This is a genomic window from Arthrobacter sp. NPDC056727, from assembly GCF_042790555.1.
Classification (GTDB): domain Bacteria; phylum Actinomycetota; class Actinomycetes; order Actinomycetales; family Micrococcaceae; genus Arthrobacter.
In genome coordinates this window covers 38,488-61,850 of record NZ_JBHTZA010000029.1, presented here as the reverse complement: position 1 = coordinate 61,850, position 23,363 = coordinate 38,488, and the positions used below count along the sequence as shown (strand labels likewise).

At 60.6% G+C, this 23,363-nt stretch carries 15 protein-coding genes; 8 read left to right on the top strand and 7 right to left on the bottom strand.

Features of this window, described 5'->3' with window-relative positions; genetic code table 11:
- Positions 1-762: 762 nt before the first annotated feature.
- The 3 genes from ACFRAH_RS21445 to ACFRAH_RS21435 all read right to left on the bottom strand — a co-directional run bounded on the left by ACFRAH_RS21445 (position 763) and on the right by ACFRAH_RS21435 (position 5,253).
- Positions 763-2,379, bottom strand: a complete 1,617-nt coding sequence (locus tag ACFRAH_RS21445) for a hypothetical protein (RefSeq protein ID WP_377992924.1) — start codon at positions 2,377-2,379, stop codon at positions 763-765.
- Between the two features lie 483 nt (positions 2,380-2,862).
- Positions 2,863-4,248, bottom strand: coding sequence for a hypothetical protein (locus ACFRAH_RS21440; RefSeq protein ID WP_377992923.1), 1,386 nt, complete (start codon positions 4,246-4,248; stop codon positions 2,863-2,865).
- Between the two features lie 720 nt (positions 4,249-4,968).
- On the bottom strand, positions 4,969-5,253 hold the full coding sequence (locus ACFRAH_RS21435; RefSeq protein ID WP_083706196.1) for a hypothetical protein: 285 nt from the start codon (positions 5,251-5,253) through the stop codon (positions 4,969-4,971).
- A 196-nt stretch (positions 5,254-5,449) separates the two neighbouring features.
- On the opposite strand from ACFRAH_RS21435, the gene ACFRAH_RS21430 reads away from it, so the two are divergent.
- The 7 genes from ACFRAH_RS21430 to ACFRAH_RS21400 all read left to right on the top strand — a co-directional run bounded on the left by ACFRAH_RS21430 (position 5,450) and on the right by ACFRAH_RS21400 (position 14,229).
- Positions 5,450-5,737, top strand: a complete 288-nt coding sequence (locus ACFRAH_RS21430; RefSeq protein ID WP_056345693.1) for a hypothetical protein — start codon at positions 5,450-5,452, stop codon at positions 5,735-5,737.
- Between the two features lie 12 nt (positions 5,738-5,749).
- The gene (locus ACFRAH_RS21425) at positions 5,750-7,147 is read left to right on the top strand and encodes a hypothetical protein (protein ID WP_377992922.1); all 1,398 of its coding nucleotides are present in this window, start codon (positions 5,750-5,752) and stop codon (positions 7,145-7,147) included.
- Positions 7,140-8,645, top strand: a complete 1,506-nt coding sequence (locus ACFRAH_RS21420) for an SCO6880 family protein (RefSeq protein ID WP_377992921.1) — start codon at positions 7,140-7,142, stop codon at positions 8,643-8,645. The genes ACFRAH_RS21425 and ACFRAH_RS21420 overlap by 8 nt, the downstream gene beginning before the upstream one ends.
- Positions 8,642-10,096 carry an ATP-binding protein gene (locus ACFRAH_RS21415; protein WP_377992920.1) on the top strand — a complete coding sequence of 485 codons (1,455 nt, stop codon included), beginning with the start codon at positions 8,642-8,644 and terminating at the stop codon, positions 10,094-10,096. The genes ACFRAH_RS21420 and ACFRAH_RS21415 overlap by 4 nt, the downstream gene beginning before the upstream one ends.
- A gap of 9 nt (positions 10,097-10,105) precedes the next feature.
- Complete coding sequence (locus tag ACFRAH_RS21410; protein WP_377992919.1) at positions 10,106-11,914, top strand: type IV secretory system conjugative DNA transfer family protein; 1,809 nt, start codon at positions 10,106-10,108, stop codon at positions 11,912-11,914.
- A 587-nt stretch (positions 11,915-12,501) separates the two neighbouring features.
- The gene (locus ACFRAH_RS21405; RefSeq protein WP_377992918.1) at positions 12,502-13,659 is read left to right on the top strand and encodes an ArdC-like ssDNA-binding domain-containing protein; all 1,158 of its coding nucleotides are present in this window, start codon (positions 12,502-12,504) and stop codon (positions 13,657-13,659) included.
- Between the two features lie 60 nt (positions 13,660-13,719).
- Positions 13,720-14,229, top strand: a complete 510-nt coding sequence (locus ACFRAH_RS21400; RefSeq protein WP_377992917.1) for a single-stranded DNA-binding protein — start codon at positions 13,720-13,722, stop codon at positions 14,227-14,229.
- Positions 14,230-14,470: 241 nt separating this feature from the next.
- Here ACFRAH_RS21400 and ACFRAH_RS21395 read toward each other — a convergent pair whose 3' ends face one another.
- From ACFRAH_RS21395 to ACFRAH_RS21380, 4 genes are all read right to left on the bottom strand, one after another.
- Positions 14,471-16,267 carry an ATP-dependent endonuclease gene (locus tag ACFRAH_RS21395; RefSeq protein WP_377992916.1) on the bottom strand — a complete coding sequence of 599 codons (1,797 nt, stop codon included), beginning with the start codon at positions 16,265-16,267 and terminating at the stop codon, positions 14,471-14,473.
- A 3-nt stretch (positions 16,268-16,270) separates the two neighbouring features.
- A complete protein-coding gene (locus tag ACFRAH_RS21390; RefSeq protein ID WP_377992915.1) occupies positions 16,271-16,612 on the bottom strand; it encodes a hypothetical protein in 342 nt (113 codons plus the stop codon).
- An 807-nt stretch (positions 16,613-17,419) separates the two neighbouring features.
- Entirely contained in the window at positions 17,420-20,983 is a 3,564-nt protein-coding gene (gene mobF / locus ACFRAH_RS21385) for a MobF family relaxase (protein ID WP_377992914.1), read from the bottom strand.
- A gap of 930 nt (positions 20,984-21,913) precedes the next feature.
- Positions 21,914-22,333, bottom strand: a complete 420-nt coding sequence (locus tag ACFRAH_RS21380; RefSeq protein ID WP_377992913.1) for a hypothetical protein — start codon at positions 22,331-22,333, stop codon at positions 21,914-21,916.
- Between the two features lie 401 nt (positions 22,334-22,734).
- On the opposite strand from ACFRAH_RS21380, the gene ACFRAH_RS21375 reads away from it, so the two are divergent.
- Entirely contained in the window at positions 22,735-23,301 is a 567-nt protein-coding gene (locus tag ACFRAH_RS21375) for a hypothetical protein (RefSeq protein WP_377992912.1), read from the top strand.
- Positions 23,302-23,363: the final 62 nt, after the last annotated feature.

Below are 23,363 nucleotides of genomic sequence, written 5' to 3'. Positions count from 1 at the left end.
GCTTAAGACGCGGTGCGCGACATCTGTAGCGGACCGGCCACCGCGCTCTCAACAGGCAAAACGACAGTAGGGTGGCACTGAGCACCGACAGAATATCTCGATAAATTCCTTCCCTGACGAGACCAAAGCTCCGTGCCATGAGAGCCGCGGAACAAGGCAATGCGGTATCCGTCCCACTTCGGCTCAAAGCACATCGTCCCGGGCAGCGCCTTTGGTCCCGGGAAGGCATTCACGGCCTTCGCTAACGCTAGTGCGGGCCCAGTTCGGCAGGGATCTCGCTAAAGGGACCTGACATGGCCTCAGCATAGGCCCCTTTGCGAGTCGGTCACCTACTTCAATGGACGGTCAGCACGAGACACAAGAGAATGCCTTTCCGTCATACGCCCCGCTGGCTGGATGGCGCTTCTTCCCGTGAACTATCTGAACCATGCGTATGGGAAGGGGTCCTCGTCTCGCAGCTCTAGGGATTCGAGACGTTGAGGGTTTCGAGAAAGAGGGAACCTTGCAAGGAGCCGAACCAGGCGGGCCGCAGGCGAGGGCGCCGAATCTGAGGTTGCAGCAGGTCGTCAAAATTCAGCTCGGATTGAAATCGGACACGTCCACGCTGTCCGTACACAGCCAGTGATTCGGGCGGTCCACGAGTGCGGACACAAGCTTGTTGGCGTGTTTGTGTCGTCACTGCCATAGGCGGAGAGGGCCGGGAAGATGGCGACCGCTTACCCTGACGTCACATGCACAGCCCAGAATTTGTTGGTGTCGAGGTTACGGTTCGTCGTTGTTTCGGGCGTCTTCGTCCGCGCAGCTCATGCCTGAGCGGATCCGATCCATGCGTTTGCTCCAGGCGTTCTCTTCTCGTTGGATGAGGGCCGCACCCGACTCGCCGCTTTTGAACCAGGTTAGAGCAACGTCGAGAGCGATCTTGGATGTGGACTCCGCGTAGTTGCGGATGCTGTTTAGGGTTGTCGCATCCAACGGCAGGCCATGGTTGACCGCGTTTCGAACCCGGCGATGCCGAGCACGGAGCAAGCTTGTTTCGCGCCACGTCTGGTCAAGGATCTGCCGCTCCCGATCGGGAACAGTGCAGATTGCAATTGCATCTTCCAAGTCTGCGCGCTTGAGTTCGGACATCGGAAGTGCCCGGATTTCATCTTGGAGTGCAACAGCTTTCCCGACGGACACTAAGCGGAGTCCACCTCTGCTGTACTCGGAAATTTTCCGTTCGAGCTCATCTCGGCCTGCATTTGGTCCGCGTGACCATGCTTCGTCCAATGGAGCCATCAGTTGGCCGGCGATCCGACCGTCGGCGCGCCTGAGGGCTTCTCGACGCTGGACGGCGGTGGCTAACTCTGACGCAGGCACGTTGAGTACGGAAGCGAAGAGTTCCATCGCGTGGTCCTCGAGCGCTGTCGCTACCCGCGGTGTGACGCGGCGGGCCCCGTAAAAGGAAACGTCTCGATGATCGGTCATCCGTGCCTCACGTAGCGACGTCAGCGCCTCAACTAACTGCTCCGGCATGGGCCCTTTGGCTAGGGCATCGACAAACTGGTCTGCAACGGTACTGAGGATCTTGCCTGTGCCACCGATCCCGTAACTGTCATCGTCGGGCGACCGAGACTGACGGACGGTGAGTCCGCCCGATGAGCTGCGAGCCTTTCCATCAAGGAGGACGGCAGTTGCACCGGCATTTTGCCACGAGACGCCACCTGCTTCGACAGCGATACTTATTAACGCCTCAATTCGCCGCTTGGCTTCCTCCGCCGCGCCGGCCACCTGCCGTTCGCCGAGGTCGACGCGTACAAGGGTGAGCCTGTTTTCCGGTTGCAGCCCTTCACTATGGAGGTCGTCGAGCCAGCGGACGTTCTCGCGAAGACCGCGCAACTCTTCGCGTTCCGGAAAGTCGTGCCATTTCTGCTCAAAAGCGTTCGGAAGCGCCCAATCGGCTCGCAGGAACGTCATCGGTCCAATAACCTCCCGCATCCCCCAGAGAAGAGCGCGGGAATAGACCGTCCATACGACGACCTGACCCGCCGGTGGGGCAACCAGGATGTCTCTCGCCATTTCAAGCCGGTGCTCTTCAGTCAGCGGCTCAGGAAGCTGCACGTCGCGCTCCCAAGCCAGTTGTTCCTCGGTGTTGACGAGTGCATCGGCTGCGGAACTGAGCAACGAGAACGCGCCGTGCGCCGCAGGGCCAACTTGGGAAGCAACGATAGCCGCCAGCTTGCGCAGTGCATCGCTGGTCTTTCCAGGGACCTTCGCTGCTACGCAAAGATCGCAGAACCCCTCCGCGATGGCTGCTTCTGAATGCCAAATTTCGTTGAACTGGTCGGCCGCGGCGATTATGGCCTCTTGGCTATCGTCGAGGCGCAGATCGTGCAGCAAAGGGGCAACTAAACTACTAAGCCGTCCTCCGACGGCTTCAGACTGTGCCTTGATCTCAGTTCGCAGAGAAGCGCGATGGCTTGTCGAGGACCTCGAATTCCACTTCGAGACATCGCTAGCTTGAGCGTAATCGCCAAGTTCGGTGACAGCTTCCCCCAGCGTGTACGGGCGGGCAGTCCTATGGGGAAGTGGAAGGACTTCCGCCACCGATAGAAGCCAGTCACTGACCGTTGCCGTCGGCTGAACACGCACCACTTCATCTCCGATCGTTGAATGGGTTCATCTTGGCATCGATTCGGCTGCATAAACCAACGACGATCCAATTGGCCACGACCGCAGCGTGCCTGCCTAACTGCGAGACACTAGAAAGAACCCGGTGCCCGATCACAAGCACTGCCAGCGCGTTGTCGCGTTCAGTCTCCTGAGCAGGCTCGGCCCTGTCCCACAAACTCTGTCTTTGTGAGGGCTGCAAAGCCTCGCCTACTACCCGTTAGAGATTGATCGCACGTACTCTGGCCATTTGTCAGAGATTTCAACTTGCCAGGTCCAGCTGGGGTCATTTTCCAGACGAATCATGAGTTCGTCTTTTGGGAACCCGCACTCGAGCAAAAGCCTCAGGAAGATCACGTTCCTCGAGGTGTTCAGCACGTTCACGAGCAAGACATGGTTCTCCGATTGGCTTTCGGGCATCGCCAAGCCATGCCCGAGTCGGTTGCGCACCGTGGAAGAAACCTCAGCCCATGCATTGATGTGTCCCCGGAGGAACCATTCAAAGAAGTCGCCTGCCTCTCCGTCGACGAGAAGGTGCTCCAGCCTATCCTGGAGCCGAAATTCCGATAGTTTCACCGAATTAACAATCCTTCTCCTTGCAGCTGAGTTGAGCCCAAGTACCCCTCGGTGCTCGTCGAGGATGCGTTTGAGCGAATCCGCGAAGGTTGTTGGACGGCTCTCCGTCAACTCCCGTTGAACCTGCTCTACTGCACTTACTGCTGCGAAGGTCTCCATCTGTAGATAGCCCCGATTCTGCCGGGGTGCGGCAATCACCATCGGATTCAGAATTTTCTCTGAAAGTTCAAGCCATCGAATCAGGACTTCTTGGAAGAAGACATCGTCTAGGCTCATGAGCGATGCTCGGTATTTCTCCTCGGAATCACGTGAAGTCCACGGATTAATCTCCGCCAAAGCTGGGCGAGTTCCCGTCGAATCGTCACCTCGGACAAGAAACCTTCCGACGCGGAGATGGGAGATTTCTGACTCACTGCCAGTCACACAAGCGGTAAAGGCGCGAAGCGGAAGCTCAAAGTTCCGCTCCAGTTCACCCAAGGTCATGCCTTCTTCCGCTGTGACCTCGATGACGATGTGATCCTTGTATGAACCGCGGCCGACGCCGGATTCTCTGGAGCGGCGACGGACAACTTTGACTTTACCCCCGCGTATTTCAGGCAGTGCTGCCCTAATCTCGCGAGGTTCGTCGGGATGGCCTTCGGGGACCGTCCCCCATCGTCCCCAAAGCCACATCAATCCTGTGCACCGAAAGGAGGCCGATTCGAAACGGGCATCGGGGAAAAGATGGGCTCCGCGAATCATGACGAACGACAACCATGTCTCTGCCGTGGCAGTTTCCGCCCCTCGATGTTGCTGGTTTGTCATGACTGCACGCAAAAGCGTGTATTCGGTTCCTCCACAGACTCCGAAGACTGTGACATCGGCCAACGTTCCCGGATCATTGAAGGATTCGCCTAAGGAACCGATGGTAGTTAGCTCGTAGTGTTTCCCCGTGGCTAAGCGGACCACACCCGGAACACGATTCTCTGGAGTGGCGGCGCTCCACCAGTAACCTGCAGCTTCGGTCACATTTGCTTCGCTCATCCCCCGAGCGTATCGGGGTCGTGGCAAACGTCTGGACCGTAGGGCGTAACCGGGTGTCGTCGCTTCCTCGCTGCCATCGGGCCGGGCATTCAGCTACAAGTCATCTTGCTGTCAATGCAGGACCTGCCAGCTTAGTCGGCTGGGGTGGACTCGCCGTAGATCCGTCGCGCAGTTGCTTGCGTCGGTGCGGGAAGTCGCAGCGCTCGAGGCGCTGCGCGCAAACGCGAAGGCCGTTGAAAGCCGTTCCCTGTCCCGTGACTTCAGCGAAGACCTCTTGTCCGCTGTGATGCACTGCGGTAGGTGGCGAAGTTTTTATGGGAATCCTCGCCAGGATGCATTGGCAGTCCGCCAACCCCCTGCGGGCTACCCGTCTCGAAACGCTTGGGCTACGAGACGTCTCACTGGCGACTAGGTGCTGCCACGGCATAGGTCCGACTTCCGGGGAACCCTGCAAGTTCCATGGCGATCAGGAAATTCTCGCAACTATGTCTCGCAACTTTCAGATGAAATCGCCGTAATCATTGTTAGTTATGAGACAGGTGACGGCGGCCTGGCCAGGGGCCTATCCCGGCGACGCGACATGACCTCAGCATGGGCCCTACCATTCAAGGTGACCACGCGAGTCCCAAGTTTTGGAACAGTGTGAAATTCTTGGACGCTTTGTTCCGGACCTCGATGCGCGCCATGAAAACTAGATCGCTGACCCCCTGACGTCACACCCTAGAGTTTGCTGCTGCCCTTCCACTCTTCCGGCGTCACCCGCTTGATGCTTGATGAGTGGGCCCATCCCAGATGGTATTTGCCCGAGGGGTCAAGCCACTCGATCAGACCGTACGTGTGCGTCCAGGCCACGGCCTTACCGTAGATGCCGCTTACGTACACGAGTGGCCGGCCATACTTCGGGAAGTCCCTGATTGGGGCCGGGTCATCTATCGGCCGGCTCTTGTCGGCGTCCATGCGGGCCATCATTCGCTCGAGGTCGTCGGGGGAACCACTCTTGATCACAGAACAATCTTAGAACATATATTCGAATAGTAGGGTCGACTCTCGACTGACCAGGCCTCTAGCACCGGTGGCTGAGAAACGATTTGAATCTGAACCTGCCAAATCTACGTCTAGTCATGTTGCGCCGCTCCACCAGCTCCATGAAGTCGTGAGCCAATCTGCTCATCCCCATGGAAGTCGACAGACGGAGCACGCAATGTTTCTCGCAGCGGTTGATCCTGGCATCACCCCAAACGCTGATTTTCCCTTTCTGGAGTCGCTCAAACAGATCGGCGGCGGCATCCTGGTTGGAGCCTTCGTTGTCATCGCGATCGTAGCGATCATCGGAGCTGCAATGCTCCTCGCCGGCAAGCTGAGTCAATCCTCCCGCTTGGCGTCCGGCGGCGGCATGATCCTGCTCTGGACTGGACCCGTAGCTGCCATTTTGGGCGGAATCAACGGCTACATCCTTTGGTCCCAGACAGCGTTCCCGCTCGGGTTCTAGGCAACATCGGTCATGCCGGTTGAGTGCGATCTGAACGGTTGGTGGCCGCCCGGCTGCGGTCTCGTCTCGCAGGCGAACGACGGTGTCCAGAGTTCCCTCACGGCGTTCTTTGCGGACATTCTCGAGAACGTCGCTTCCTGGATCTGGTCGTTCATCACTGGTGCGTTCGGCGCCTCTGACATTGACGATTCCCAATGGGACTCCGTCAAGGGGCTGACGAACTGGTGGGTGGTCGTCATGATGACCCCGCTCGTCATTGCCATGATCCTCCAGCTGTTGTCCGGCCTCATCAGCCAGCAACCCCGCCGGCTGATCCGAGCCTTGGTTGGCGGTGCCGCCGCGGTTCCCATGGTGGCCGGCGCCGTTTACCTAGTCCGGGAGCTCACCAAAGTCGGGGATTCTGCTGCTACGGCGCTCTTGGACTCCTTGGCCACGGACCCCTATGTCCTGTTTATGCGGCTCTTCGGCTTTGAGAAAGCTCCGGCGGACTCGGGTAGAAAGTGGAACGTTGTCTCGTTGGCCCCTGGGACAAGTGGGGGCGCGGGGGGTGCCGTGGTCGTGACGGCGATGGCCGTTATCGTTGTTTGGATTCTGGCCTTCATCCTGATGTGTTCGATGATCTTTCGCTCCTTCGCTCTCATCCTGCTCGCGGCCGTCGCCCCCGTGGCTCTCATGCTGATGCCCTGGGAGAAGACGCAATCGTGGGCCCGGCGGTGGGGCGAGATTGTGGTGGCATTGCTCATCGCAAAGCCGCTCGCCGCGACGGTGCTTGCCGTGGCCATCAAGCTTTTCGCCGAGTCGAAGTCGTTCGCCGGCCTTGCCGCCGGCGTCGTTGGCATGGCCCTGGCCTGCGGCGCACCGCTAATGGCTCTGCGCCTCGTGAGTTTCGCTGGTGGCGAGTTGGCAGCTGCTGCGCAAACTGCTGGTGGCGGCCACGTCCTTTCCCGAAGCTCCGGTTTTGCTGCCCGGCAGATCAGCCGCCAGACAGGCGGTCGCTTCACGCTGGCTGCGTTGGCCAGCCGCTCGGCCATCACTCGGCCGGTTCAGTCGAGCCGGCCACAGTTTCCCACTCGGGCGCTGCCGCCAAGAGTGCCATTGCCGGAACAACTGCTGGGCACTACGCCGTCCCGCGCTTCCGGCGGGAAGACCACGGCTCTAATGCTCGACGGCGGTACGTCGGCTCAGGGTGCATCGTTTCGGCGAGCGCGAAGCGGCGTCAGCGAGCCGGACTGGAACCCGAGAGCGTCCGGTAATGGAACGCCGCCAGGTGCCATAAGGGAAGGGCCGCAGTCCCCGGCTTCGAAGGCACCTACCGCTGCCACTGCTTCTCCGGATGCGGCTACGCCGCCTTCCCCCATCCGTCCTCAAACCACCGCCAAACCTCCGATTGACAGTGATTCCCATGTCTGAAAACTCGCGAACTCTTGAGCCCGTCAAATTCCCGCGGTACGAACGACGCGGCTTGTTCATGGGCCTGAAATGGTACCAACTGCTCCTGCTCGCGGCCGGTGTTCTGGTGGGCAGTGTGGCTTCGGCAGTGCGCGGACCCGTAGGCCTTTTCACGTCCGGGCCACTATGGCTTGTTCTGATACTTCTGGGATTGCTGCAGTACTCACGGATTCCCTACCCAGTGTGGATCAGCCATGCCGTGCTGTTCTTCTACAGGTTGGCCGCAAAACAGACCCGCTACTTGATGCGGCCGGAGCGGCCTGTTCTTGCCGGGCGGCTGGCGCTTCCGGGCGGGTTGGGGAACCTGGAGCTGCGCCGCGCATCCCGCGGGGAGTTGTTCATATTGGACTCCCGCGGCAAAGAGGCAATAGCCGTCCTGCGCTGCAGCACCAAGTCGTTCGCACTTATGGACGGCGACGATAAAGCCTGGGCTGTGCAGGCTTGGTCCAGGGTACAGGCAGGATTGGCGCAGCGGGGCTGCGTGGCCAGGATCGCCGTCCAGGACTACACGGTCCCGTATCCCTCCTCGGCCCTTCGTGACTTCTACGAAGACACAGTCCGCCGGCAAACCGGTGACTCCGACGAACGAAGCTGGGGCGAGCGCTCGTACGAGGATTTGATCGCAGCGGCTGGTTCCGCCATGAGTCATGAGCTGTTGCTAACGATCGTTGTGGACATTGCCAAGGCCCGACGTCGGATACGGGAGGCAGGCGCGGGAGTCCTCGGCGTCGAACGGGTACTACGGCTGGAAGTTGAGGCTATGACTACCGCCTTGGGAACACACAGCGTCAGCGTCGAAGAGTGGCTGCCGGAGGCAGGCCTTCTCAACATCGTTCGGGCTGCCTTTGATCCAGCATCCGCAGCAACCACGGACAGGCAACAAGCCGGCGCTCTAACGGAACCGGAGGGTCAGAACGAGCCGGAGCCCATGGCTTCCATCGTCCTCGCTGGGCCCATGGCGGTCGAGGAACACTGGACATATGTGCGGACGGACACCGGCTTTCACCAAACGTTCTGGATAGCCGAATGGCCGCGGCAGAAGGTCTTTCCCGGCTTTCTCCACCCGCTTATCTACGTCGGTGAATTCCGCCACACGGTGACCGAGGTGATCCGGACCGTGCCGACAACTGAAGCACTCCGCGACATCCGTTCTGCCCAGGAAGCCCATGAGACCCGGCGGCGGATCAACACGCGCTTCGACAGACCACTTACCCGCGAGCAGAAGGCAGAGGAGGAAGAAGTCGCACAGCGCGAAGAAGAGATCGTGGCGGGCCACGGGGATGTGCGGCCAGCCGCGTACGTGACGATCACCGGATCGACGATCGAAGATCTCGCGCGGCACAGGCAAGAACTGGAGTCGGCCGCCGCGGGAGCCTTCGTTGAATTGCGGCTGCTGGCTGGCCAGCAGTGGGAAGCGTTCGTGGCCGGGGCGCTCCCGTTCGGGCGGGGTCTACGATGAAGCGCGCAACGCAGGCTGTTCAGTACATGCCATCGGGCGCGAAGCGGCGGCAGAGGGAACGGTGCCCACGGGACACCGACGCGAGCCAGGTCTCCGGATCCCTGATTAAGAACCTCAGCGAGAAGCTTGGCGCCCGGCTGGACAGGACGGAGCGCGGCGGCGACTGGGGGAGCCGAGAACCGAAGTCTCTTCGCGGTCCGCACCGCCTGCGCCTGGCACCACACCGCGCATCCACCATGACTTTCGCCGCGGCCTACCCGTTTATCACCGAATCCGGGCTGGGGCATGAGGGAACCTACATCGGTACAGACGTCTTCGGCTCGGGGGCGTTTTCCTACGACCCATGGATTCTCTACGACAAGGGCGTCATCAGCGGCCCCTCGATCGTTGTCATTGGCACTGTCGGGACCGGGAAATCCATGTGCGGAAAGTCCTTGGTTGCCAGGTCCATAACCCTTGGGCGGAAGGCCGCCGTCGCCTCCGATCCCAAGGGCGAATGGGTTGCAGTCGCCAACGCGGTCGGCGGCAAGGTCATTTCAGTCGGTCCAGGTCGGCCGGCCCGCGTCAACCCGCTCGATGCCGGTCCGCGCTCAAGTGCCCTGAGCGAGGCCCAGTGGCAGGCTGTGGTGCGTCAACGCCGCCGCTACCTGCTCGTGGCGCTGGTCTCTCTGATGCGGCAGGGCATGCCGTTACGGCCCGTGGAGCACACGGCCTTGGACATGGCATTGACAGAGACTGTTGCCCAGAACTCAAACCCTACGTTGCCGATGGTCCTCGACCGCCTCCTGAATCCGTCCAAAGATACAGTCGGGCTGGTTGGAAAGGACGGCGGACTGGCAGTTGCCCACTCTCTGCGGCGAACGGTATCGGGCGACCTGGAAGGAATGTTTGACGCTCCCTCCACCGTCGCCTTCGACGCCGATGCGCCCATGATGGTGATGGACACGTCAGCGCTTATCGGCGCCTCAGAGCAAGCATTGGCGCTCGCCGCAGCGTGCGGTGCCACCTGGCTTGAAGCAGCCGTCACCAATCCCGACGGTGGCAAGCGCCTGGTGGTCTACGACGAAGGCTGGCGCATGCTGGCAGACCCCTACATGCTCGCCAAGATGAGCGAACAGTGGCGGCTGGCACGCACGTACGGCATCGCGAACCTGCTCATCATGCACAAGGTGGCTGACCTCAATGAGATCGGCGACAGCACCAGCGGCCACCGACAGAAGGCCCTCGGCCTGCTGACCGAAGCAGACACCAGGATCATCTACCGGCAAAAGCACGATGCCATGCGCCTGACCAAGGAAGCACTTGGGCTGTCGGAGGCTGAGTGCGAGCACGTAGAGAACCTCCCCAAGGGGGTTGGACTCTGGAAAGTGGGGAACCGGTCCTTCATTGTGGCTAACCGGGTCACGACCGATGAGTTGAAAGTATTCGGCACCGATGCCCGGATGATCTGAGGCCATCCCATGAGTTCCCGTCGAGGTACCGATAACCCCCTCCTTACCGCCGGACTTGTTGCCGCGGCCGGCTACATCTGTCTCTGCTTCCTGGTCAAGGGCGCAGCAAATCTGGCTATGACTTGGCGCTGCGGCGGCGTTCGGCCGTTGCCGTTCAACCCCGCCGCCGTCGTCGGGCTTTTGGCTGGCCGGATCGATTGGATCATCCGTGAGCCGGACCAATGCGACGTCGGGGCCGGAGCCATCTGGTGGATCATCGGGCCAGTGCTTATCACCTTGGCCGCGCTCGCCGTTGGGTCTGTTGTGCTGTGGCGAAGGTGGAAGCAATCAGGCGCGTGGCTACGTCAGGACATCCTGAACCGCGATGGCATCGCACGGCGTGCGGAAATTCAGCAGGACTTCGGAAGCCGGGCTGTTCGGAGACGGGGAAAGGTCACAAGGCCAGGACTCGCCAGACCACGGATTCAGGACGTGGCGTGGACGCTGGGCCGTTCCCGGGGCGTCACGATCCATGTGTCCACGGAGGAGTCGATGGTCATCCAAGGTGCTCCCCGCTCAGGCAAGGGGCTCTACGTGATCATCAACGCAATCCTCGATGCGCCGGGTGCTGTGGTGACAACGTCCACACGTGCCGACAACCTGGCCGTGACCATGAAAGCCCGATCTACCGGTGGCCGGCCAGTTACTGTGTTCGACCCACAGGGTATGTCCGGGTTGCCGTCAACCCTCCGCTGGTCACCTGTCCGCGGATGCGAAAACCCCGACATCGCCACCCGCCGCGCCCTCGTCATCACCGCGGACACCGAGATGAAAGGCGAGAACGCCGCATGGCAGAAGCGCTCGCTGATCATCCTGCAGTGCCTTCTCCACGCCGCCGCCTTGTCCGGGGAAGGGGTCCGCGCGTTTCGCCGCTGGTCGTCCAGCCCTGTCCTCGCACGGGAAGCACTCGAAATCCTCAGCCGCAAGGAAGCAGCGCTGGGCTGGCAGGCAGATTTGATGGGCATCCTCGAGGACGACCCGAGGAACACCTCCAACTCGTGGATTGGTGTCTCGGCGGCGGTTGCGCCCCTGTCGTCGCCCAAAGTGCTTGCCGCCCTGGATCCCCAGGACGAATCTGAGGAATTCGAACCCAAGGAGTTCATTCGGGACCGCGGCACCCTCTATCTGATCGGCACCCGGGCGGGAGCCGCAGCGGCGGGGCCGTATCTTTCTGCCTTGATCGATGACATCGACAACGCTGCCCGCGAGATGGCGTTCGTTGCGCCGGGAGGCCGGCTGGACCCGCCTTTGTCCCTCATTCTGGATGAGATCGCCAACCTGGCTCCGTGGCCTGGGCTGCCCATCGTTCTTTCTGATGGCGGTGGCATCGGGATCTCCACTCTTGTTGTCCCGCAGTCGCTCTCCCAGGCACGGACCGGCTGGTCCGTCGATGAGGCGGCCACTATCTGGGACTCCGCCATCATCAAGGTGATTTTCGGAGGGGGCTCCGACGAACGTGACCTGCGGTCCCTCGCTGGACTGCTGGGGGAGCGGAGCATCACTCTCACCACCCGATCCTGGTCCGCGCAGGGGCGTCAGGACGGAGAACAAATCCGAGAAAGCCCGGTCCTGCCGCTCCATGAGATCCGTCGCCTACCGGCAGGCACGGCGCTCATGCTCGGCCGACGAAGCCGCCCGATCCTCTTGGATCTGCGGGAATGGCACAAGCGCAAAGATGCCGCCGAGCTTGGCCGCTCCAAACGGGAGGTCGAGCAGGCCCTGGCCGACGGTCATATCTTGCGACAGCAAGCGGCAGGTGAGGTGAACGATGATCAGTAGTGATGACGTCGAACACTTTGAGATCCCCTCAGTCGGAGGGGAAGACGACGAGCTGACCGCGGAGCTCTTTCGCTCTGCGTTGCGTCCACCTGGCCGGACCGCCGGTGTGACATATCGCTGGCGTGAATTGACCGGGGAGCAAGCCCGAAGCGTGTGGACCGCTCTGGCAGCATGGGTCCGCTGGCTGGTGTCCACCTATCAGCTGACAACGTCGGTAGTCCCGGATTGCTGGTGGCGCCACTCTGAGATCGTCGCTGAGCTCTATGCCCTGCAACGCGCGGAACTGGTCTCGTACGCCAGCGACGATTCTGGTTTCGGCCCCCTGGCCTTTCACGAAAGGCTGCCCCACGCCGTCGAACGTCTGCGGACTCATACCAGGACTGCCGGTTGTGTGGGGCTGCAGGCACATAAAGACCCAACGTCGAGAATCCTCCCGACGGAAGCACCGGAGTTTGTCGAGTGGAAGGTGGCGTCACACCAGCTTGGGTACGAATTCTGAGGTCATGTTGCTGGCGCAGGTGGCGACATGAATTGGTATCCGCAAAGAGGTTCCGGCGGATTCCCAAGGAGCAAGGAAGGCGGCTGTCGTGGCCCCTAAACCTGAAGACGCATGGAGCGCCGTTACGGCCGATGTCCCGGCTGACGTCAAGGAGTCCGGCGCGACGCGCATGACACCGGAAGAGCGCATCTCCACATTGACGGAGGGTCTCCACAGGATCCTGGAGAAGGCTGTGGAGTCGCCGTCGCACTGGCAGGTTCTGCTGGACGCCTCGTCAACTTTGTGGCGATACTCGGGCGGCAACGTCGCCCTGCTCATGATGCAGATGGCCCAACGCGGCACCGAGGAACCCACCCTTGTCGCTGGGTATAAGGAGTGGGCCCGCCACGGCCGTACGGTGACAAAGGGTGAACATGCACTCTGGGTGATCGCTCCTCGCACGGCGCGAGTCCAGCAGGTCGCGCTTCCCGACGGTAGCCGGCAGCGCATCCCTACGGATGGGCAGCTGCCACGCGGAGCCATCGACGAAGGAAAGAAGACGGTCATCACTGGTTGGCGCGGCCAGGCAGTCTTCGATGTGTCTCAGACGCAGGGTACTCCGCTGCTGGTGCCGCGGGGTCTCGGCTCCGGGGCCGGTGCCGCTGAACTATGGGGTTCTCTGGAAGCTGTAGCGAGGAGTCATGGATTCAACGTCGACGTCACGGATGCTCAGTATGGGCTGACCAGTGGCTTCACGGATTTCGCCGAACACCGGGTACAGGTTGGTGCTTGGCTCAGCTCTGAGGAGCGAACAGCGGTCCTCGCACATGAGCTCGGGCACGTGCTGCTCCATGGGCCCGATGACAGGCTGGGACGCCTCTACGGGAGCAGTGCCGACCACCGAGGACTGGCCGAGGTAGAGGCCGAATCCGTTGCGTACACGGTGCTGAAGGCCCATGGAATCGACCGAGGCCCCCAGTCGGCGACCTACCTGGCCGGCTGGGCTGACGCCGTCCTCGACGCGGAGAAGGATGCGATCTCCCAAGAAACGGGCAGCAAGCTTCCTGGATCCCGCGTGGACATCGCGAAGTCGGTACTGGGCCGAGTAACTGCCGCCAGCAAGGGAATTCTCGAAATCACGCATCCGCCGGGATTCGGCGGCAAAGTCACCGCCGTCGAGGTGGACCCTCGGCTGGACCCGACAGCGACTTACGTGGGGATGGGCGGGCTTATGCCGACCGACGGGCCGGTGATGGCTGGCCCCTGACCTCGACTGCGGTTATCTGTCCGGCGGGAGAGTCCCGCTGGCTCCTGAAAGGAGAAGTAAATGGGCACCAAGATCCCGATCAACATCGCCGGCAACCTAGTTGCCGACCCCGAGCTCACCGTTGGTGAAAGCGGGGTGGCCCACGCCAAGCTGAGGGTGGCTGTCAATCAGCGATTCCAAGGGGCGGACGGCACGTGGCAGGACGGAGAACCCGTCTTCCACAACGTGTCGGCGTTTCGAGCGCTGGCAGAGAACGCGGCGACATCGCTGAAGAAGGGCGACCCGGTCACCGTGGCTGGGGAGTTGGAGTTCCGTTCGTACGAGAAGGACGGCGAACGCCGCGAGGCCCGTAGGATCGTGGCGGACGCGATTGGGCCAGACCTTCGCTTCGGCACCGCCGCGTATCAGCGTACGTCGCATGCCGCAGCTGCGGTCCCGTCTCCGGAGGTGCAGGCCGGGCCCGAGGCGCCCACTGCGGAACCTGTGACACCCTCATACAACGTCTCGCTAAAGGGGCCGGTGTTCTTGCCCCCTTTAGGAGCAAAGCCGGGGAATGAGATCACCTTCTAGCTAGAACGACTGAACGCCCAACGGTTCGCCGGTCAAGTCCTCAGGGAACGAACAATGGCTAGTAGGTAGTCTTGAAAGCGATGGGAGTGCAGTCTTGGTCCGGGTCGGGCTGGACCTTCGGACCGGCGGGCAGCCTGATTGCCTGCCGGTCCACCATATTAGGGGATGACGACATTAGGGGATGACGACAAACGAGTAGATCGAGCCCTCGTCCCTGCCAGATCTCGTCCTCGGATGTAACCTATTGTGCTGCGCCCTGTATGGCTGCCGCAGCGTTCGCAGACTGACGCTGCTTTATCATCATCTCGACGGTGGCGATGATTCCCTGCATGACTTGGAGAGCTTCGGGCGTCAGTGACTGGTTGATGCTTATGGAAGCCCAACCCGCGAGATCCTTCTTCAAGGGATCGAGATCTTCGTCCTCCGCCAATCGGGACGTGCCACGGAACAGCTTCTTCATTCGGTCTGACCAAGTTGTACCCCTGTCGACTGGACCTGTGGGGGGAAGACTAAGGCCTGTGTGTTTGGTGTACGCTCGCTCAAGAAGATCGCGGTTGTACATGTCCTCAAGCACGCTCTGGCCGCGACCGGTAATTGAGAGTCTTCTGATCCGCCCGCGGTCAAGTGACGCGATTTTACTCAGTCTGTCAGTGACGCCCCTGCCGGCAGAGTCGTCATCCACTACGACGACAACGTCTGACATCATTTCCAAGGCAAATCGTGCACGGTTCGGGAGGTTGTCTGCACCTACTGCATCGCTAACCACCAGGCTTCCATCTGCCAGCGCGTCGGCACAAATTTGTGAGAGTTCACGAAGGCCTGCGGTTATGACTTGGCAGTCGGTTGGCCCCTCCGTTAAGACTAGAAATTCCGCAGAAGAAAGATTGTCGAAGGGTCGAACACCGAGACAGCTTCTAATCTGATGAATCCTGTGCACGTTGGTAACGGAGTTATTCTCCACTATGAGATTTTTGCTCAGTTGCATCCGATTAACTAGCACCGGGCTGTGCGTGGCAACAATGACTCGTTGCTCCGTGGCGATTTCGCGCAAGACCTGGGCCATCTTGTGCACTGCGTCAGGGTGCAGGTGTGCTTCCGGCTCATCTATGGCCAAAAGGACTTGAGACGCAGATCCCCGGTCGGCGAGATCGTGCAGCAGGGCCATAGTTAGAAGACTCTTAACTCCATCACCTTTCTCCAGTATCGACGTTGACACTCCATCATTGAGTTCAATGGCTTCAATGGCTCGCAATCCGCCCACACTGATACTGCCAGTCTGCATTTGAATTGATAAGTCGCTGCGTCCATGCATGTAGACGTCGAGTCGTTCGCCGATCGACTGCGACAATTCCCGTGCATGCTCTTGGTGCAAGGCATCCAAGCGAGCTACGAGGCCGACATACTCATCGTTTTTAGCCAAGGAGGCCAGTCGGTCGGTGATGAGTTCAGAAATGACCTCGACCGCCTGATCTGCAGTTCGAATGGCAGGTACGTATAGAAACGTAAAGTGATCTTCAATGAATGCACATATGTCACGTCCTGCTTTGCGATAAGAGCTCGAACCTCCCGGTTTCGGGAAATCCAGAAAGATCCCGTCCTCGGTGAAGGTTATTTCTACGGAAAGCGAACCATTATTTCTTGTGCGCGTCCTTTTCCAGAACTCTGCACGTTCGCGCTCGTCGAGACTGAAGTTGAACCTTAGGACCGATGCAGGTTTCACCCGGCCGTTATCTCGAAACTGAGCAGGAAAGTCCCGAAGCCAGTCGTACCTTGACCCTGCTTGGGGAGCCAATCGACTTCGCCAGAATGCTGATCGAGGGCGTGGAGAATGTGGCATCTCCGCAAGACCGGACTCAGAATTTATACGAAGTCGGCTCTGCGCCAGTGCAATAGTCTCCATGCCAAGCCGTATGGCCTGCAAAATATTGGACTTCCCTTGGTTGTTTGGTCCAATTAGGACCGTCAAGCCGCTGAGATCTACTTCAGTGGGGCCGAGGATACTGCGGAATTTGTTGATGCGCACCGACTCGAGTTCCATGCGCTACCGAGTCTCGGGTTCGAGCAGGCGGACGGCCTCGGTGGAGGCTTGGACGACATGGGTGAGGATCGTGCGCGGGTCGCCCAAGTGCCTGGTGAATGCGAACTTGGACGAATAGAAAACCCTGGGACCGGGCACCTTGTGTGCGGGAGTATCCAGCGGCATGTACGGGTCCATCTTTACCTCAGCCGCTTTTGCCAGTGCTTCCTTCGACCTCTCGAGGACGCAGTCGAGGCGGCGGCGGACGGACAACGGCAGACGCACGTAGTCGTCCAGGGTTGGTTTGGAGGTGCCACGCAGAATCTTTGCGATGCTCCACGCCAGATTGGCGCTGTTGTTGCCCACTGCTCTCACTTCCCTAGCTGCGGGCAGTGGAGCGTGCTTGCTGTCTAACCGGTCTTCTGACCTGCCGATGGTGGCGTCCCCAATGCCGTGCAGCGTTCATCAAATCACGCACGTACTTGCTATGCATTGTATGCGGGCGGATACGACATTGCTGACAGGCAGGACGCAAGAGAGTTCCTCGCTGCGGGCCCGGCAGCCCCGACGCTATATCCAGAGGGGTCGCCGGTTGGCTGGCGAGGCATGACTTGTTTTAGGAGGACGCTTTCAGAGCGTCCGCCGGCGCCCAGGCAAGGCAATGCGAGGCCTGGATTTGGTAGGCAGCGGGCCAGGGAGACCCCGGCGTAACTTGTGCCCGATCTGGTGAAATTAGTAGCACGGAGCCGGGCCAGATTGGTTCGTGCAGGGCCTCGAGCCAAGCGGGCTGCACGTGGTCAAAGCGGTTCCACTTGATGGTGATCCAAGATCCTGTGGGCTCAAGGGCATCGACGCTCAGCACGGTGACCTCCGCCGTCGTGCCGTGTCTGCGCTTCGCCTCATCGAAGTTCTTCCACCTCTCCCTTGCTGCCGCCGTCCAAGTACGCCGCCGCCGTACCCGGGCCAGCCAGATCGCACCAACGATGGGCGCAGCGAGAAGGAATGCAATAGCCGCCATCATTGATGGCCATTGAGACGGCCAGGTCGCGGCAATAGTTGCTAGAAGAGAGGCGGCACAGATCATCGTCACCACGCTGACGAGGATCAGCGCAGGTGTTGCAAGCTTGGGCTTCAGGACTGGGTTTACATCCACTGGTTACCCCCGCGCCCAGTTTAGAGCTGCCAGCCGACATTGATAAGGCTGTCTGCCTGAGTAACCGGTTCTCCAACCCAGCCGTGCCCCTGAGGCTGTCCGGCAAGCGGGAGAGCCAGCTGGCCAATGAGCTGCTCAATGCCCGCGCGCTGCTCCCGTTGCTCCCACTCGTACGCTGCTGGAACGGGTCCCAAAGGAAGCGGTGAATCTTCAATGCCCCATCTGTCCCTGAAAATCGCGACCCGGCCTACGACGTCGTGTGCGTGATCTGACCGGGTGTCCGGGTCCAAACTGTCCACAAGGTTCCGTTTCCATACCGCATCATGAGTGAGGGCGCCTCTGATGATGTGATCCATCCTGTGTCGCATCCGTTCCTGAACTTGGTTAATTAGGTTTGTCAGATCAGGGCGTGGGGACTGCACTGGGGCTAGCGGATCCTCTGCAACTGCGGGCATCTCAGTCAGGAAGCGCCGGAGCCGGGAATGGACCACGGCTGCCACCTCTTTGGCCGATTCGCTGGTTCCCAGGGCGGCCTTCACCACGCGCTGGGCGCTTGGACGGCTGACCTGAACAGAGCGGCGCCAGGCCGCAACAGTCGCGCCCCAGGCTGGAGACTGCTGCAGTTCAGCCACTGAGCCGGCGGAGTACGTCTCGAGGAATGCCGACAGGTCCTCGGCAGCGGCGATTTGCGCGAGATAATCGAACTCAGCACTGAGGCGCTGCAAGCTATCCGCTTTCGTCCTCTCCGCGTCGCGGACTTCGTGGGCCGTCCGTTCAGCGCCCTCGGCAGCAAGGACTTCGCCTAGGATTTGCTGCCATGTGGCTTGCAGGGCGGGATCCAGAGGTTCGTCCTCCAGCGGATCGCTCTCACTGACATAGGCATGGTTTCCCACGCGTCCACGGGTCATGCTCACATACAGCAGCTCTCGTGTGAGACGACCCTGCGTCACGACGGTATGTCCTGTGTCCACCGTCAGGCCCTGCGAACGGTGGGCAGTTGTCGCATATCCGAGCTCAACTGAACTCTCGACGTAGTCGCGGGTCAAGGAGATGGTTGCACCGGTGTCCCGGCGGACGGCGGTGAGGGAACCGTTACGCCGGTCTGCACGGACGACGTCGAGCATTGTTCCGTTCCGGATGAAGTCTCCGTTGCTGTCCACGATTATGCGGTCATTCTGGCGGGCGATGACGGCGTCACCGCGGCCTGCATGTGATCCATTCCCGATCGGCACGGCTTGCTCGGCATCTACGTCACCTTGGATTACCCGATCAGCCTGAGCGCGCTGATTGAGCATGCTTACCGTGTCATTCTCGGCAGCAATGAGAATGGAGGACTTGCCAGCTTTGATGTCGGCCTGCCAGTTGAGATACGCCTGATCAACCATGTCCAGGTACGAGCCGTGTCGAAGGCGTCCGTGACGGTTGTACTCAGCAACGGCGGAAAAATCTCCCGACCGGAGCATCAGCGATGCGCCTTGCTCCCAGGCTTGTTCGAACCGCCAAATGGTTGTCAGCCGGGACGTCTTGCCTTGACGGTCCAGCCAGCCAAGGATGCCGCCGGCATCAATGGCGTCCAATTGTCCCGGGTCGCCCACCAGCAGGACCTTCGCCCCGGCGTCTCGCGCCTGCTGTACCAAGGCGGCCAGCTGAAGAGTCGACACCATCGAGGCCTCGTCGACGACGATCAGCTGGTTCCGATGAAAACGCCACCTGTCCTGTTCGGCAGCGAGCCATGCAGCCTTCTGTGCCAGCCGGACGGTGTGGGGGTTCCTGTCGCCCTGGTGACGAGTAAGACGCTGCTCCACATCGAAGAACTGGGCAGCCCGATTGCCAGCTCCCTGGCCAGACGACTCGTAGAGCCATTTGGCGACATTCTCAGTGGTCATTGCAAGTTCTCGCCCCAGAACCTCGGCGCTTGCTGCTGCCGGTGCCAGGCCTACCACGGTACCGGTGCCGAATCCTGCTTCCCAAGCTGCCTTGACCGCACCGAGTGTGGTGGTCTTGCCAGTTCCAGCAGGGCCGACCATGGCGTCGAGCCGGTTGCCGCTGAGCAAGACAGTGGCTGCAGCCGCGCGTTGATCGGAGTGCAATTCCAGACGGCCATGGTGCTTGTAAATGGAGAGCGATTCCATGGTGACTTCTGCGCCCACGGCCGGACCGCCGTCGTCGTTCCTTGTGTCCATAACGGCATCCTCGGCGGCCAGCGTTCCTGCATCCGTGAACAGGCGGGAGCCCTGGAAATCGAAGACCGAATGTCCCGCGAAATGAAGATCAGAATGCGCATTGGCTGGGACTGTGTAACGGCGCTCGTTGAGCGCCACGGACTGGTTTTCCGCGGCCGTGGCCACGGCATCGATCATGGCGTTACGGTCCTCCGCGGTTTTGCAGCGAATTTCGGCGCAGACGCGTTCGGCTTCCGCGAGGAGGTTCCAGCGGTTCCAGGTGGCGCGTTTGATGGCAACGCGCCCCCGTGCCAGTGACCCGACGGCGTCGATCCATGACGGTGCGAAGTCGCAGGAGCGGAATGGGGTTCTGAGGGAGCGCCGAACGGTGGCGGCGAGAACATGGCTTGGGCTGAAGCCTTTGTTGATTGCCCGTTTCTGCCAGTGCGTTGAGAGTTCGTGGAGCGGTGCGATTGTTTCCGATTTGGCTGTCCGTGTTGAAAGGGTGGCCTGCTGTCGGAGCTTGATGATGGTTGTCGCGGATGGGGGAGTGCCGTGGCCGGCGGTCCATTCGGCAACGAGCCGGTCGGTTTCGAGATCGATGAGGCGGGAGCGGTTGGAGAACTCGCGAATCAGTACATCATTGACGCCGGTGAGCTGTTGGCTGGGATTGTGTGTGTCTGCGGCCGGCTTTCGGAAGTCGGTCTCGGTGCCGAGGTTCCGGCTAAGAGCGTCGAAGAGAAGGCCGTTGTAGTGCTCGCTGGCAGCGACTGCGGCTTTGTAGAGCGTCCGAGAGTCCACCGTAACCCAGGCGCCGTCGGTGATGCGCTGGATCCGGTTAGCAATGACCATGTGAGTGTGCAGCTGTGGATCCCCGGCACGTGACTCCCAGTGGTCGAAGGCGGCGGCAATCGCCCCGCGGGTGCCGATGTGGGCAACTCCATTGCGGCCCGCCCTCGTGTGGATGACGGACTCTTCGAGCCATTGCAGGGTGGCGCTGACTGCCTGGTGGTGGGTCTGGAGGATTTGGTCCTGGATGCTCCGCGGGCTGAGTGCCCAGAGGACCGTGACGGATTTGGGAACGCTGAAAGTCAGGTCGAATCCGACGACGGCGTGGCGCATTTCGGTTCGGCCCCCGCTCTTTTGGACGAGCGTTGGCTGGCCGTGGGGACGGCCGAGGGGCGTGCCGGTGTCCGGATGAGCGGCGTGGTCGAAGACGGCTTTGGCGTCCGTTTCCGTGACGACGTCCCCAGCGTCACGACTGATTCCTTGCAGGCCGGAACCTATCCAGCGGCCAGGCGGTGTTCCTGTCTTGATGTAGTAATTCGTGGCATCCACGGGAGTGACCCTTAGGTCGTCCATCATGGTGGTTTTGAACAGGTACTTCAGGCCGGACTGAGCCGAAAGCCGGGCGATGGACATGGTCATGGCTGTTGTCCTCTGCGGGCGGAACTGCTCCACCCGCGGCGTCGGAACAGCTCCTTGGACTTGAGGTCGAGTTCGACGCCGGTCGCCCGACTACTTGCCAGTAGCCTCCCGGCCAGGTGAACCAAGTCCTGGGCATCAGATTCTTGAGTGGCCTGGAGACGGTCTAGCTCTAGGCGAAGGCTTTGGGCCCTGGCCCGTTGCTCCGCGATCGCCGCTTCGAGGCGATCTATGTCTACGGCTTGAAGTCGGAGCTGGACGTGGAGCGAATCCACGATTCTGTTGCTGGGCCCTTGGACGCACGTCAGTCCGACTGATGCTCGGTCACGACCCGTGGACGGGGCGGGTTCGGAGCTGTTTCGTGATGCCGCGGAGGGTATCGGTCTGGACCCCGAGAGGCGGTGGCGACGTCGACGATCGCGCTGCCTGTTTGCGCAGCGCGTAGAGCAGAAGCGTTGAGAAGAGCGGCTCGGTTCGAAGCACTCCCGGCATTCGGCACAAATTCTTTTGCCCACGTTGGTTCATCAGCGGGGACCCACCTCGCGACATGACCTCGCGTGGGCCGGGGCCTCACGGCGACCGCCTTGGATGCCAGAGGTGTGAGGCAGTTTGAGGCCGCACCCGTGGGTAGGCAGACTGGACCGGTGCTTGGGGGGCCGACGACGCCTAACTGTACTGAGCCCCAGGCATTCTGCATCGTGGGTCTGATTCGTAGCCGAGAGGGTTCTTTTGCGAGGGGCGCACATCAGCCACAGAATGAAGCGTGCCAGTGGTAGCTCTGCGCCGTAGCGCTTGGCTGCTCACCTTGGAGCGCCACTCGTGTGGACTAGCGAAGTTCACTGATCCACACGAGCTGCGTGCGCAAATGATCGCACGTCGTGTCATACGCATATGTCAGACACGATCTGGGACATGTCACCGGGATTGCTAGACGGAGTACGGCCAGGTCCAACCGACGCTTTCATCGGGGGAGAAGGCCACAGTGCCTTTCGATGTCGACACATCGAGCACGACCAGGCCGTTGAGCTTTTCGCCTTTGCCTATGTAATCGGGCAGCAACGAAGTAGTGTCACTCAGACAGTTGCGGTGAATGCCAGTGTCGACCGTATTCATGCGCGTGCCGTTCGATGCATATCCTCGCCAGTAATATGGCATAAAGCTCACCATTCCCGGTGTTCCGTTCACCTCCAACGGTCCCTCGAATTCGGGTGTTGTTTCGATTTCCAAATTGATAGCTATGGCCTGTCCTTTGGGTGCCGTGGCATAAGGGGCATCGCAGGTGATGGCCTTGATTGACGTGACCTTGAACTTCATGGTCATGGTGTTACCGCTGTCCACATTCCCCATGCCCCCTGTTTCGCCAATTTTCTTGATGAGTTGGCCTCGATCATTCGTTTTGGGGGTAGGCGTGGGAGTGGGTGTTGGAGTGGCACTGGGCGTCGATGCCGGAGCTACTGAAACACTGGGTGCTGCCTGCGGCTGCGGGCTGGAACACGCCGAGAGCAATAAAGCGAGGAGTGCCGGTCCAAGGACGATCGGAGACCTATTCATTTTTCCCCATTGGTAAAGAAGTAAACGAGACGTCGTAATGATAGTGGCGGCCGCTGGCAATCCAGAATCGTGACGGGCACGTGCGCTATCCGTTTACTGGGGGTGGGCTAGAGTGAGGGCTGGATGTCAGGCGTGAACAACTAATTCGGCCCCGGGCCGTTGGCAAGTTTGTCAGCGCTCCACGCTACGATCCGTGAATGAACCCTGATGAGTATCTAGCGCTCGCACCTGTGCTGCTAACTGGTCTGTTTGCCTTTGCAGGTACTTGGGCCGGTAGCCGCTTCTCCCACGTCAACGAACACAACCAGTGGCTCAGGAACGAAAAACTGCAGGCGTGTTCTCATTTCGTCTCAAGGACTGAAGCCCAGACTGCCGCCAATCTGTGGGACGCAGATCCCTCTGACCTTCAAGCCTTTTCCAAAGAAGTGTCAGAGCTGAGCGAGGCCAAGATGAAATTGCTCTGTTCGCTTGAGGTTGTCGATGCTGCAAGCAAGCTGAAAGACGCCCTTGGCGATAAGGCAGCAGCGGCGCTCGCATTTCATGGCGCAGGCGCAGACAAGCAGGACGAATCGAAACTAAGGCTGCGTGACGTAATTGCCGTGGCAGAGCATAGGTACTCATATCTGATCCTTGAATCTAGCAATGACCTGATCAGCGGACGGTTCCATGGCCTCGGGCCATTCCGGCCAACCCTGATGCCAATGCTCAGACTTAGAAGCAAAGTAGAGGAACGTCGTCGCGGCAGTGTAACGGACGTCCGCTAGGCGCTCCATCAAATGCGAGACTGCATGATCGCTGCGACGGCTACGGAGACGGGAAACTGGAC